Source organism: Enterobacter adelaidei, assembly GCF_041937165.1.
Taxonomy (GTDB): domain Bacteria; phylum Pseudomonadota; class Gammaproteobacteria; order Enterobacterales; family Enterobacteriaceae; genus Enterobacter; species Enterobacter adelaidei.
This window is the reverse complement of sequence record NZ_CP154353.1, coordinates 2,150,697-2,163,936: the sequence shown is the minus strand read 5'-3', so window position 1 is coordinate 2,163,936 and position 13,240 is coordinate 2,150,697. Positions and strand designations below refer to the sequence as shown.

General features: G+C 52.6%; 12 protein-coding genes. 5 read left to right on the top strand and 7 right to left on the bottom strand.

The window, feature by feature from the left end; genetic code table 11:
- Window positions 1–78 precede the first annotated feature (78 nt).
- Window positions 79–3,981, bottom strand: a complete 3,903-nt coding sequence (gene hrpA, locus AAHF05_RS10615) for an ATP-dependent RNA helicase HrpA (protein ID WP_129324786.1) — start codon at window positions 3,979–3,981, stop codon at window positions 79–81.
- 205 nt (window positions 3,982–4,186) lie between these two features.
- Here hrpA and azoR point away from each other — a divergent pair, with 205 nt between their 5' ends.
- Entirely contained in the window at window positions 4,187–4,792 is a 606-nt protein-coding gene (gene azoR / locus AAHF05_RS10610) for an FMN-dependent NADH-azoreductase (RefSeq protein ID WP_028017486.1), read from the top strand.
- A gap of 89 nt (window positions 4,793–4,881) precedes the next feature.
- Window positions 4,882–5,568: an RluA family pseudouridine synthase gene (locus AAHF05_RS10605; RefSeq protein WP_129324787.1), complete on the top strand. Its 687-nt coding sequence runs from the start codon at window positions 4,882–4,884 to the stop codon at window positions 5,566–5,568.
- 7 nt (window positions 5,569–5,575) lie between these two features.
- On the opposite strand, the gene AAHF05_RS10600 is transcribed toward AAHF05_RS10605, so the two are convergent.
- Window positions 5,576–6,115 carry a DUF2058 domain-containing protein gene (locus AAHF05_RS10600; RefSeq protein WP_049006011.1) on the bottom strand — a complete coding sequence of 180 codons (540 nt, stop codon included), beginning with the start codon at window positions 6,113–6,115 and terminating at the stop codon, window positions 5,576–5,578.
- A 198-nt stretch (window positions 6,116–6,313) separates the two neighbouring features.
- Between AAHF05_RS10600 and AAHF05_RS10595 the strand changes: the two genes are divergently transcribed.
- The 3 genes from AAHF05_RS10595 to AAHF05_RS10585 all read left to right on the top strand — a co-directional run bounded on the left by AAHF05_RS10595 (window position 6,314) and on the right by AAHF05_RS10585 (window position 9,762).
- Window positions 6,314–7,552 (top strand): hypothetical protein, encoded by a 1,239-nt coding sequence (locus AAHF05_RS10595; protein WP_129324788.1) that lies wholly within the window; start codon window positions 6,314–6,316, stop codon window positions 7,550–7,552.
- Between the two features lie 186 nt (window positions 7,553–7,738).
- Window positions 7,739–8,713: a DUF1852 domain-containing protein gene (locus AAHF05_RS10590; RefSeq protein WP_129324789.1), complete on the top strand. Its 975-nt coding sequence runs from the start codon at window positions 7,739–7,741 to the stop codon at window positions 8,711–8,713.
- Between the two features lie 23 nt (window positions 8,714–8,736).
- The gene (locus AAHF05_RS10585; RefSeq protein WP_129324790.1) at window positions 8,737–9,762 is read left to right on the top strand and encodes a methionine synthase; all 1,026 of its coding nucleotides are present in this window, start codon (window positions 8,737–8,739) and stop codon (window positions 9,760–9,762) included.
- Window positions 9,763–9,769: 7 nt separating this feature from the next.
- Here the strand turns inward: AAHF05_RS10585 and AAHF05_RS10580 are convergent, their stop codons facing one another.
- Genes AAHF05_RS10580 through AAHF05_RS10560 form a run of 5 tightly spaced genes read right to left on the bottom strand, consistent with a single transcriptional unit; the run spans window position 9,770 to window position 13,239 of the window.
- On the bottom strand, window positions 9,770–10,300 hold the full coding sequence (locus AAHF05_RS10580; RefSeq protein WP_129324791.1) for a DUF3833 domain-containing protein: 531 nt from the start codon (window positions 10,298–10,300) through the stop codon (window positions 9,770–9,772).
- On the bottom strand, window positions 10,297–10,821 hold the full coding sequence (locus tag AAHF05_RS10575; RefSeq protein WP_129324792.1) for a hypothetical protein: 525 nt from the start codon (window positions 10,819–10,821) through the stop codon (window positions 10,297–10,299). Before AAHF05_RS10575 ends, AAHF05_RS10580 begins: the two co-directional genes overlap by 4 nt.
- Window positions 10,818–11,303, bottom strand: a complete 486-nt coding sequence (locus AAHF05_RS10570) for a DUF2878 domain-containing protein (RefSeq protein WP_129324793.1) — start codon at window positions 11,301–11,303, stop codon at window positions 10,818–10,820. Before AAHF05_RS10570 ends, AAHF05_RS10575 begins: the two co-directional genes overlap by 4 nt.
- Complete coding sequence (locus AAHF05_RS10565; protein WP_129324794.1) at window positions 11,300–12,520, bottom strand: cyclopropane-fatty-acyl-phospholipid synthase family protein; 1,221 nt, start codon at window positions 12,518–12,520, stop codon at window positions 11,300–11,302. The genes AAHF05_RS10570 and AAHF05_RS10565 overlap by 4 nt, the downstream gene beginning before the upstream one ends.
- Entirely contained in the window at window positions 12,517–13,239 is a 723-nt protein-coding gene (locus AAHF05_RS10560; protein WP_374936460.1) for a DUF1365 domain-containing protein, read from the bottom strand. Before AAHF05_RS10560 ends, AAHF05_RS10565 begins: the two co-directional genes overlap by 4 nt.
- Window position 13,240 lies beyond the last annotated feature (1 nt).

Below are 13,240 nucleotides of genomic sequence, written 5' to 3'. Positions count from 1 at the left end.
CCAGGTGGCGGCTACGCCTTACCCGGCCTACATTTTCTTCCGTAGGCCCGGTAAGCGCAGCGCCACCGGGCAAGGGTTTTAACCGGAAATCTGCTCCATTGTCTGCAAAATACGTTTATCCGAAATCGGATACGGCGTACCGAGCTGCTGGGCAAAGAAGCTGACACGGAGCTCTTCGATCATCCAGCGGACTGCCTGAACGTCTTCATCGTCGCGGCGTGTCGGTGGCAGTTTATTCAGCCACTGCTGCCACGCCTGCTGCACGCTCTCAACTTTCAACATCTGAGCGCGATCGCGATGTGGGTCGATAGCCATTTTCTCGAGCCGTTTTTCAATCGCCTGCAGGTAACGCAACGTATCGCCGAGTCGCTTAAAGCCGTTTCCGGTGACAAACCCGCGGTACACCAGCCCGGCCATCTGTGCTTTTACATCTGACAGCCCCAGCGCCATGGTCATATCCACGCGCCCTTTCAGACGTTTGTTGATATTGAAAACGGTGGTGAGGATTTGCTCGACCTGTTTGGCAATATCTACCACCGTGTCGTTCAGCTCCGCGCGCACCTTGTCATGAAGCTGAGCAAAACCTGCTTCCGTCCAGACCGGACCACCCGCCTCGTGGATCAGTTTGTCCACGCCGCAGGAGATGCAGTCGTCGATCAGATCCAGCACTTTACCGTATGGGTTAAAGTACAGCCCCAGTTTGGCTTTGTTCGGTAACTTCTCGTGCAGATACTTAATCGGCGACGGGATATTCAACAGCAGCAAGCGGCGCAGGCCGCGCCACATCATCTGTTGCTGTTCCTGCGGGTTATCAAACAGCTTGATCGCCACACTGTCGCGCTCATCGACCAGCGCAGGCCAGGCCTTCACCTTATAGTTACCGCGCTTCTGCTCGTAGCTTTCCGGAAGCTGACCAAAACTCCAGATGTGCAATCCGCTCTGCTCGATACCGTCATCCGCAACCGCAGAGAGCGTCTCCTGGACTTTGCCTTTCAACGCCTCTTTCAATTCGGTCAGGGAACGCCCTTCCTGCAGCTTTTTGTTTTTATCGTCCACCACGCGGAAGCTGATTTTCAGGTGATCGGGCACCTGATCCCAGTTCCAGTCATCGCGGTCGATGGTCGTGCCGGTCATGCGTCGGAATTCACGCTCCAGCGCGTCCAGCAGCGGCAGTTCCAGCGGTGTGACGCGGCCTAAAAAGGCTTCCGCATAGTTTGGCGCAGGCACAAAGTTGCGGCGCACCGGTTTAGGCAGCGATTTGATTAATGCAATGACCAGTTCGCGACGCAGGCCAGGAATTTGCCACTCGAACCCGCTCTCTTCCACCTGGTTTAACAGTGGTAGCGGAATGTGTACGGTCACCCCATCCGCGTCTGCGCCGGGTTCAAACTGATAGGTCAACCGCAGCTTGAGGTTGCCCTGATGCCAGAAGTTCGGGTAATCAAGTTTGCTGACTGACTCTGCCCCTTCCTTAATCAACATGCTCTTCTCAAAGTTGAGCAGGTCTGGCGTCTCTTTGCTGGCCTTCTTCCACCAGCTGTCGAAGTGACGGGCAGAGATCACATCATGGCTGATGCGCTGATCGTAAAACTCAAACAGCGCCTCGTCGTCCACCAAAATGTCGCGACGGCGGGATTTGTGTTCCAGCTCTTCCACCTCGGCGCGCAGTTTGAGGTTTTCACGGAAGAAGGCGTGGCGAGTCTGCCAGTCACCTTCCACCAGCGCATGGCGGATAAACAGCTCGCGGCACAGCGCCGGATCGATCTGGCTGTAGTTGACCTTACGCGCGGCCACGACAGGCAGACCGTAGACGGTCACCTTCTCAGTTGCCATTACCGCGCCCTGCGCACGCTCCCAGTGTGGCTCACTGTACGAGCGTTTCAGCAGATGTTGCGCCACCGGCTCAACCCATTCCGGATCGATACGCGCCGCAATGCGCCCCCACAGACGGCTGGTTTCCACCAGCTCGGCCACCATGGTCCATTTCGGCGGTTTTTTGAACAAGCCGGAACCGGGGAAGATGGAGAAACGGGCGTTACGCGCGCCGGTATACTCCTGCTTTTCTGCGTCCTTCATCCCGATATGGGACAACAAACCGGTCAGCAGTGCGATATGCACTTCCCGGTATTCCGCCGGTTCACTGTTGACCGGAATGCCCAGCTCTTTCACCACCTGGCGGAGCTGGGTGTAGATATCCTGCCACTCGCGTACGCGCAGGTAGTTGAGGAAATCCACGCGACACTGGCGGCGGAACTGGTTCGAGGAGAGCGCTTTCTGCTGCTCGCCGAGGTAGTTCCACAGGTTCACGAAAGCGAGGAAATCGGACTCTTTATCGTGGAAGCGGCGGTGTTTTTCATCAGACGCCTGCTGTTTGTCCATCGGACGTTCACGCGGATCCTGAATGGAGAGCGCCGAGGTGATGATCATCGCTTCACGCACGCAGCCGTGTTTTTGTGCTTCCAGCACCATACGCGCCAGACGCGGGTCGACCGGCAACTGGCTGAGCTGACGGCCCAGCGGCGTCAGCTTATAAGCCGTTGCCTGCTCATCGGTGGCAATAGCGCCGAGCTCTTCCAGCAGACGTACACCGTCCTGAATGTTGCGTTTGTCCGGCGCTTCCACGAACGGAAACGCCGCGATGTCGCCCAGCCCCAGGGCAGTCATCTGCAGGATAACGGACGCCAGGTTGGTACGCAGAATTTCCGGGTCAGTAAATTCCGGACGCGACAGGAAATCGTCCTCAGAGTAAAGACGAATACAGATCCCTTCTGACACACGACCACAGCGGCCCTTACGCTGGTTCGCCGAGGCCTGGGAAACCGGCTCAATCGGCAGGCGCTGAACTTTGGTACGGTAGCTATAGCGACTGATACGCGCCGTACCCGGGTCGATAACGTATTTGATCCCCGGTACGGTCAGCGAGGTTTCCGCCACGTTGGTCGCCAGCACGATACGTCGCCCGCTGTGCGCCTGGAACACGCGGTTCTGTTCGCTGTTTGACAGACGTGCGTACAGCGGCAGGATCTCCGTGTGGCGCAGATCGCGCTTGCTGAGCGCGTCGGCGGTGTCGCGAATTTCGCGCTCGCCGCTCATAAAGATCAGAATATCACCCGCGCTTTCGTTACCCAGTTCGTCAACGGCATCGAAAATAGCCTGCAGCTGGTCACGCTCGGTATCATCCGCCTCTTCCACAATCGGGCGATAGCGCACTTCCACGGGATACGTGCGTCCTGACACCTCGATAATCGGCGCATTGTTGAAATGCTTCGAGAAGCGTTCCGGGTCGATGGTTGCGGAGGTGATGATGATTTTCAGATCCGGGCGACGCGGCAGCAGCTCTTTCAGGTAGCCGAGCAGGAAGTCGATGTTCAGACTGCGTTCGTGCGCTTCGTCAATAATGATGGTGTCGTACTGCATCAGCAGGCGATCCTGCTGGATTTCCGCCAGCAGAATACCGTCGGTCATCAGCTTGACCATGGTGTTATCGCTAACGTGGTCGCTGAATCGCACCTTGTAACCGATGCAACCGCCCGGCTCCGTTTGCAGCTCTTCGGCAATACGGTTCGCAGCAGTACGCGCCGCCAGACGACGCGGCTGGGTGTGGCCAATCAGCCCTTTGATCCCGCGCCCCAGCTCCATACAGATTTTCGGCAGCTGGGTGGTTTTCCCCGAACCGGTTTCACCCGCGACAATCACCACCTGGTGATCGCGGATAGCTTCGAGGATGTCCTGTTTTTTCTGACTGACGGGCAGGTTATCCGGGTAATTGATCGCCGGACGTGCAGCTTCACGCAGCACAACTTTCCCTGCCGCCTGTTCAATCTCTTTTGCCATCTCCTGGTAAATGGCCTGTTGTGCATCAGGATTTTTAACCTTCTTCACGCCGTGTAAACGTCGGGCAAAGCGCTGTTTATCACGCAGCGTCAGCGAATCAAGCTGTTGCAGTAGCATCGCGAAGGTGAGTTTTTGTTGTTCTGTCATAGCGTTAACGGGCAGTGCACTGCCAGGTAAAATCTCTTTTTAATGATTGCTATAGAGTACCACATTGGTGCTTTCAGCGCCTTATTCAAAAAATTCGAACATAGGCTTCGATATATTGCGCTATCTCTATGGCAGGATTGTGAATAGAGTGTCAACAAGCAACGGGGCAACCCCCTTCAATCAAATGCAATAACAGGAATCACCCATGAGCAAAGTATTAGTTTTGAAATCCAGTATTCTGGCAGGGTACTCTCAGTCTGGTCAGCTGTCTGATTACTTCGTTGAACAGTGGCGTGAACAGCATTCTGCTGACGAAATCACCGTGCGTGACCTGGCTGCAAACCCAATTCCTGTGCTGGACGGCGAGCTGGTTGGCGCGCTGCGTCCAAGCGATGCACCACTGAGCCCACGTCAGCAGGAAGCTCTGGCCCTGTCCGACGAACTGATTGCTGAGCTGCAGGCGCACGACGTTATCGTCATTAACGCCCCAATGTACAACTTCAACATCCCAACTCAGCTGAAGAACTATTTCGACCTGGTGGCGCGTGCTGGCGTAACCTTCCGTTACACCGAGAACGGTCCTGAAGGCCTGGTAAAAGGTAAACGTGCGATCGTACTGACCAGCCGTGGCGGTATCCACAAAGACACCCCAACCGACCTGGTTGCACCATATCTGACCGTTTTCCTGGGCTTCATCGGTATCACTGATGTGAACTTCGTGTTCGCTGAAGGTATTGCCTACGGTCCTGAAATGGCGACCAAAGCGCAGACCGATGCGAAATCCGCTATCGACAGTTTCGTAGCTGCTTAAGATATTCCCCTCTCACCGCCCGGTGGGAGGGTTTTTCTTTTCTCCGCATTTCGTTATCATCCGCACCCACTCTCCAGCCGGGCGGCCTGATGTCTGCGATTATCGATTCTTTTATTGCCCCACCGTGTCACGACGACATCGAGATCCTCTGGCAGGATGAACATCTGCTGCTGATCAATAAACCTTCCGGTCTGCTCAGCCTCTCGGGCAAAAATCCGCAAAACCTCGATTCTGTCCATTATCGTCTGGTCCAGACGTTCCCTGGCTGCACGCTGGTACACCGCCTGGATTTTGGTACCTCAGGGTTGATGGTGGTTGCGCGCAATAAAGCTATCAATGCCGCACTGTGCGAACAGTTCAGCCAGCGCAGCGTGGAGAAAGTCTACAGCGCCCTGCTTTGCGGACATGTTGAAAATGACGAAGGTGTAATTGATGCGCTGATTGCCAAAGATCCGGCGCTATTCCCATTGATGTCGATCTGCGCGAAAAACGGTAAACCCGCCCGCTCCCACTATCGGGTGGTGGAACGGTTTTATCAGGAGACGGGACTGCCGTTAACACGGGTGAAACTCACCCCGGAGACCGGGCGAACCCACCAGCTGCGCATTCACTGCCAGCAGCTGGGGCACCCGATTCTGGGCTGCGATCTGTATGGTGGTCTCGAAGCGCCGGGAGCGGAAGACGCGCCCCGGCTGATGCTGCATGCCTGCGAATTGAATTTTATTCATCCCGTGAGCGGAGAGCCGGTTAACGCCCGTCACGCCGCCCCGTTCTGAAGGGGATTTACCACATCAAATCGTCCGGAATTTTGAAGTCCGCGTACGGATCGTCTTCGTCCTGCTCTTCCTGGCTGAGCGCGCTGTTTAATACGATACTGTCGGCATCGCGCTGGGCAATTTTGTCTGCCACCACCGCCGGGATAATTGCGTATTCGCAGTCGCCGCTGGCGTTGATGACCAGGCGGGCAATCGCCAGACGACCGTTAATCAACTGAGTTTGAGTCTGCTTATCAACCTCGATTCTCTTGATCAGATTACCGTCGGTGAAGTTAAAGGTAATGTTGCCCCTTGAAACAGTGATGCGGTTCATCTCAATCAACTGTTTCACCTGGGCTTTAAACTCTTTCGCCAGTACTGCCTGTTTTTGCTGCTCGCTCAGCAGTTTATCGCGCTCGATCTGCGCTTTCTTGTTCTCTTCAACCGCTTCCCGAGCTTCACGCGCCTGAACGCGTGATTTCTTTGCCGTGCGCTGCACTTTCGCCGCTTTCTTGCTGCTGACCAGGCCTGCTTTCAGCATCTGCTCTTGTAAGGTGAGTTTTGTCATGATCGTTTCTAAACCGATTGGAAATTTTGGGGATTATAGCGGGAATTGGTCTCGCGGTGCTAGTTATCGAGGATGTTAAAATGCATTATTAGACTATGTAAAGTACTTCATCCATGTATTATAATCACAACGATATCGTTAAGGTATATAGTATCTTATAACTACTGTTTTTAACTCCCCTTTTCATAAAGGACTAATATGTTCACTAAAAATGATTATGATAAGAAAATAAAGAAAATAGTCGAGCGAAACAAAGGGAAATGCTACTTTCCAGGTTGTAAGAATATTAACATTTTTTCCCATGTAATTTCCAAATCCATTTCAATGAGTGTCATAGCAAAAGACAATCATGTCCTTAAGTTTTCTCCATCCAGATTCAAGGACGAAAAGATCCCTAAATTTCTCCCAGCCGGAATTAATGAGACACCCGCATTTAATGGTTTCTGCAAAGAACATGATAATATTTTCAAACAAATTGATGATCACGAGATTGAGAATTTATTTGGTGTATACCTTCAAATATATAGAACGATTACTAGTGAAATTCATTCGTTAGGAATTGGCTCAGTTCTGTACCCAGATCTCGACATAGACACCGCCATAGCAAAGATAGCTGCTGATACAAGATGCGAGCTTGAGGAAAAAAATGAAATCATTGATGAAGAAAAATTCCAAATAGCACTCACCAAAATTAAAGAAACCCTTGTAAAAACAAACATTGAGAAAAATAAAAAATTAGAATCATCACACAAGACAATTGAGGTAACACAAGGTTATTTTTTAAGTGAAATAATATCCAACAAAACAAAGCTGACTAACACCTCACTCACCAAAAACACACTCCAGGTATTTGATCTTGAAGTAATAAAAAGTCAGTTATTTATATACATAACAGACTTTCAAATTCCTGTTGCAATTAGTACAATGCACACATGCCCAGGCATTTACATTGATCAACCTAACACAAATCATTTTTTTATCGTAATACCTTATGTAAACGGAAATATTATCATAGGTTTGATAAATAACCTTATACCTCAAAAAATGCTTTGGAAAATAACTAATAAAGTTAATAATTCTTTTAAGAATGAGATCTCCATACTCAATTTCGTAGAAACTCTGGTTATTTCATCGCCCGATGGTACATATTTTTCTCCAGATGTTATTGAAAGCATGGAGGATACAAAGCGTAAAGCGTTCACGGAAGACTGTATGTTCCTCCATGAATTCTTAAGCTCCGAGAAATATTTTTCTGACTATGATCTCTCGATCTTTGATCACGTCAGATCTAATCTTTTCACTAAATTATCCATAGAAAGTCAAGATGTTATAGCCAAAATATACTCAATTCCAGCCAGGAAATCTTACGAAGAGAGACTTTACGAAATGAAGGATAAAATAGATAAAGAAAACATTATTTTACAAACACTTAACTGATAATCCTATTCCATCCGCTACTATCCAGTAGCGGATTTTTCTTCAAACAAGGGAGTTTCATTCATTACATCATGAACTTCCCTCATGTTGCATTGAAATTAAGTCACTTCCCCTGCGCCGCGGGCTCAGGCATAAATTATGCATCGGTAACTTCTTAGCAACATGAACTTAGGATGCATAACCACAATGAGCAAAGCTTTCACATATACCCTTAAGCGCAGTTGCTTCGATGAGAATTACAACCCGTCTGAAAATACGCGTACGACCACCAACTTTGCCAACCTGGCGCGCGGGGAAAAGCGTCAGGAAAACCTGCGCAATACGCTGGTGATGATCAACAACCGTTTTAACGCCCTGGCGCGCTGGGATAACCCAAATGCCGATCGCTATGTGGTCGAACTTGAAATCATTTCAGTTGAGATGAATATCGGTGCTGAGAAAGCATTCCCGGCCATTGAGATACTGCAGACCACCATTGTCGACAAGAAAAACAACCAGCGTATCCCTGGCATTGTCGGGAATAACTTCTCGTCGTATGTGCGGGATTATGATTTCAGCTTGCTGCTGCTCGAGCACAACAAGAACCAGCAACACTTCAGCATTCCGGAAAAATTTGGCGAACTGCATGGCAATATCTTCCGCCATTTTATGAACTCATCGGAGTACAGAGAGAACTTCAATAAGGCACCTGTAATTTGCCTGAGCGTCTCCAGCAAAGATACCTACCGCCGTACGGGAAACGAGCACCCTGTGCTCGGCATCGAGTATCAGCCGGATGGCGAGTCTTTAACAGAACAGTACTTCGCGAAAATGGGCCTGAACGTACGCTATTTCATGCCTGAAAACAGCGTCGCACCTTTTGCGTTCTTTTTTACCGGCGATTTGCTGAGTGATTACACCGATCTGGAACTGATCGGCACCATCAGCACGATGGAAACGTTCCAGAAAATCTATCGCCCGGAAATTTATAACGCTAACTCGGCGGCGGGACTTTTCTATCGACCGGATCTGAACCAGCAGGATCACTCATTAACAAAAATTGTTTATGACCGCGAAGAGCGAAGCCGTCTGGCGATTGAACAGGGTCGATTTACCGAAGAATACTTCATTAAGCCTTACCAACACATTCTTGAGCAGTGGTCTGATAACTACACGCTTTAATACATCAAAAAAGGTCTTTTACTATGAAAACATTGCTCCCGACTTCTACGGCTGGCAGCCTGCCTAAGCCGACCTGGCTTGCTCAACCTGAAACGCTGTGGTCACCCTGGAAATTACAGGATCAGGAATTACTCACGGGGAAACAGGACGCACTTCGTTTATCTCTGGATGAGCAGATCCGTGCGGGTATTGATATCGTCAGCGACGGTGAACAAACCCGCCAGCACTTTGTCACCACCTTTATTGAACACCTGAGCGGCGTTGATTTTGAAAACCGCCAGACGGTGCGCATTCGTAACCGCTATGACGCCAGCGTGCCGACCGTGGTCTCTGCCGTTGCGCGCCAGAAACCGGTATTCGTGGATGACGCGAAGTACCTACGCCAGCTCACGGACAAGCCAATCAAATGGGCCCTGCCCGGGCCGATGACCATGATCGACACCCTTTACGACGCGCACTATAAAAGCCGTGAAAAGCTGGCCTGGGAGTTCGCCAAAATCCTGAATCAGGAAGCAAGAGAATTAGAAGCAGCTGGCGTCGATATTATTCAGTTTGATGAGCCAGCGTTTAACGTCTTCTTTGATGAGGTCAACGACTGGGGCATCGCCGCGCTGGAACGCGCCGTTGAAGGCCTGAAATGTGAAACGGCGGTACATATCTGCTACGGGTACGGTATTAAAGCCAACACTGACTGGAAAAAGACGCTCGGCTCGGAGTGGCGCCAGTACGAAGAGGCCTTCCCTAAACTGCAGACCTCTACCATCGACATTATCTCCCTGGAGTGCCACAACTCCCGCGTACCGATGGATCTGCTGGAGCTGATTCGCGGTAAAAAAGTGATGGTTGGCGCGATTGATGTCGCCACTAACAGCGTCGAAACGCCAGAAGAAGTGGCCGATACGCTGCGTAAAGCCCTGCAGTTTGTTGATGCCGATAAGCTTTACCCGTCAACCAACTGCGGTATGGCTCCTCTTTCCCGTCAGGTTGCCAACGGTAAACTGAAGGCCCTGAGCGCCGGGGCGGAGATTATTCGCAAAGAGCTCGCATAACGGCGAATCACTCACCCTTCCGGTTAAAGAACAGCGTCACCGTGGCGACGGTGACGCCCAGCTTCTTCATCTCGGTTTTGTTGAACAGATGTGTCTCATCCTGCAGGTACATCCAGTCGTCAAACTTGAGCAGCCAGGTACTGCCGTTAGCCTTCACATTCATGCTGTAATGCCAGTTAAAGGCGTTGCCTGCTGCCTGCCCGGTGGCGACCCCTTCAATGTCCCCTGCCGTTCCCTCGTAGCGATCGTTCCCCACGCGGCGGATATGCCAGACCCGCTGCTGCTTTTCACCGTCGTCATAAACAAAGTGTTCATTGAGCGTCAGCGTATCGCCGATAACGTCCCCGGTAATCTCCACATGAAAACGGCGGATCTGCTTGCCGCTGCGATCCTGCACCATCCCCCACGCTTCGGTTTTGCCCTGGAAATAGTGGAAGATATCGAGCCGTGGCTGCTGCTGGCGATACTCGGTCACGTCGGTGCTACAGCCGGCCAGCAGCATCAAGAATGCCAGCGCCATCATCAGGATACGTTTCATTTTTGGCCTCCGATTAACTGCTGACGCAGGTCTGGATACTGCGTGCGTGGGCCAAGCCAGATCGCCAGAAAGCGAGTACTGAATGCTTCTGACTGGCGTGGTCCCAGGGGAATAAAACTTTTCTGGGAAGTGGGCTCGCGATACCAGAACTGCCCCTGCTTATCATTGAGGACAAATGCCAGTTGCGAACCCGGTCTGACATCCGGCCACAGTGACTGAAGCATACGCAGCCAGGCTTCGCTTTGCGGTTCCTGCGCCAGGATCCCCTGAGCCTTCCACTGGTCGCGGGTCGCTTCAACCAGCTCATCGCGATCGATATCGCGCGCATAGGTAATAATTAGCGCCTGATCCTGATTTTCCCGGCTGTATCGACCATCGGGAGTGCGCAGCTGAGAGGTATAGACGGTGAACGGTCCCCACGTCAGCGTGGCATCCCCTACCTTACGCCAGGCCAGCCAGTCGGCCGCCTGAACCAGAGGGGATATGGTCATCAGCCAGATAAGCAAAACGGCAGACCTCATTTTTGTCTCCCAAGCAGCAGGTGGAAAAACAGCATCAACACCAGCCAGCCCGGCACCATCCAACTGACGACGATAAAGGTCGGCTCCAGAAACGTGATGGCCCCCAGTCGCTCGCCAATCAGGTACGCCACCGGTCCTCCTGCGGCTGGCAGCAGAGTCAGCAGCCAGCCGGGTAAGGTCGTAGTGAGCGTAAGCTGTGTCCAGACGGTGGCGAACATCAGCCACAATGCCACCATCCATAGCGGTATCAGGGACTCGCTCCTGAAGGAAATCAGCCCCGTTAACACCCAGAGCGCATCCAGCAGGCAGCCCGCTGCGGCCAGACCAATTGCGTACAGACGGTATGCTGACGGCAACAACAGACAGGCAAGGATCGCCAGCGCGAGCCAGATAATCAGGCCCTGTTCTCGAAAAAGCACCACCAGCGCCCAGTAAAGATCGAACGCTATGGCCAGCAGGAAGACCTGAATGTATCGTTTCATACGCGCTCAGCGGTCAACTGCACTACGCTAATGGTGCGGGCGTTAAACCCGGCTTCGCAGTAGCCAAAGTAGTAAAGCCACATCCTGCGAAAACGCTCATCGAACCCGAGTTTTTCAATCTCCTGCCAGGTATGGATAAAGCGCTGCCGCCAGTGGGCCAGCGTGCGGGCGTAGTCAGGCCCCATGTCGAAGAGATTACGCACCACGAAATCGGTGTGGCGTGTCATCAGCTCATTCATCGCGGTAATGCTTGGCAAGAAGCCGCCGGGAAAAATATAGCGCTGAATAAAATCGACGCTTTTGCTGTAGTCGCGATAGCGCTGATCCTGAATGGTAATGGCCTGAATTGCCATGCGACCTCCCGGACGCAGCCGCGCCTGGCAGGTACGGAAGAACACTGGCAAGTAGCGCTGCCCTACGGCTTCAATCATCTCTATTGAGACCAGCTTGTCATACTGCCCGGTAAGGTCACGGTAATCGCAAAGCAGTACCTCGACGCGATCCTGCAATCCCGCGCGGGCGATCCGCTCCGTCGCCCAGAGATATTGCTCTTTCGACAACGTGGTAGTGGTTACCCGACAGCCGTAGTGACGCGCGGCGTATTCCGCCATCGCACCCCAGCCCGTGCCAATTTCCAGCAGGTGATCGGTTTCGCTCAGTGCCAGTTGTTCGCACAAACGCGCCATTTTTGCCTGCTGCGCCGCCGTCAGATCCTGCTCGTCCGCGGTAAACAGCGCGCTGGAATAGAGCAGCTCCTTATCCAGAAAATGGGCATAAAAGGTGTTGCCCAGATCGTAATGGGCGGCAATATTTTCACGTGCCTGCGCGCGGGAGTTACGCCGAGTCCAGTGACGTAAGCGCTCCAGAGGCTTACCGAGAAAACGGAATCCTTTCTCCAGACGGCCAAGTACCTCGCCGTTAAGCGCCAACAGCTCGAGAAGCGGCGTGAGTTGCGTGGTTTCCCATTCGCCGTCCATCCAGGCTTCTGCCGCGGCAAGGCTTCCGCCGGTTAAGACACGCCAGTAGACGCCGGGAGAAAGGATTTGCACATCCGCATGCAGCGCGGAGGATGTCTCGCCAAAATGGAAAGTTTGTGCCCCTTCGCGCAGCGTCAGCGAGCCGCCGCGAATACCGCTTAGCAAACGAAAAAGCAGCCAGCGCGCGATGCGGACGTTGCGCGGGATATCGGGTTCAAGCGCAAAGACAGGATCGGTCATGAGCGTTCACTCCTGCTGACGGGATGGTTATACAGCGGCACACGCTTGAGCCACAGGCGCAGCGCCTGCCAGTAAATGGCGAAAACGGTTTTCAGGGTCATGAGCGGGATGCGCAATAGCAGTGAGCGCAGTGCCGGGCGTGTCAGAGGCGCCCGGCGTAGCGCCAGCGTGGCATCGAAAACTTTCCCTTCCTGATGATTTTCAATGTGCATATGCAGCGTGTTATCCGGGTCGTTAAAGCGCCAGTGATAGACCATGTCCATCGGGTTGAAGGGGGAAACGTGAAACGCTTTTTCGGTGGGCTGCGCATTTTGTCCGTTAACGGCATAGTAATGACGTTCATTCCACGGCATGTTGCGAACCTCCGCCAGCACCCAGCGCAGCATTCCCTTCCCGTCGTAGCAGTAGTAAAAGTTGACCGGATTGAAATGAAAGCCGAAATAGCGCAACTGTGTCAGAAGCATCACCCGCCCGTCCGGGCGTTCTCTGGTCAGGCTTTCCAGCCTGTTCAGCACGTTCTCTTTGAGCGGCAAGCCGAGCGGATAGTCCGCGTCATAAAACGCGGCGGCGGCAAAGCGATTGCGCCGCACGCCGATGGAGGCCAGCAGCGGCAGTTCATCCAGATCCAGCCAGGCCATAAAGACGCTGTAGCGAAATTCATGGGTTTTCGGCTGAAGGCGACGGTGGCGCAGTACGCCATGATAGAGGCAGCTGTTCATC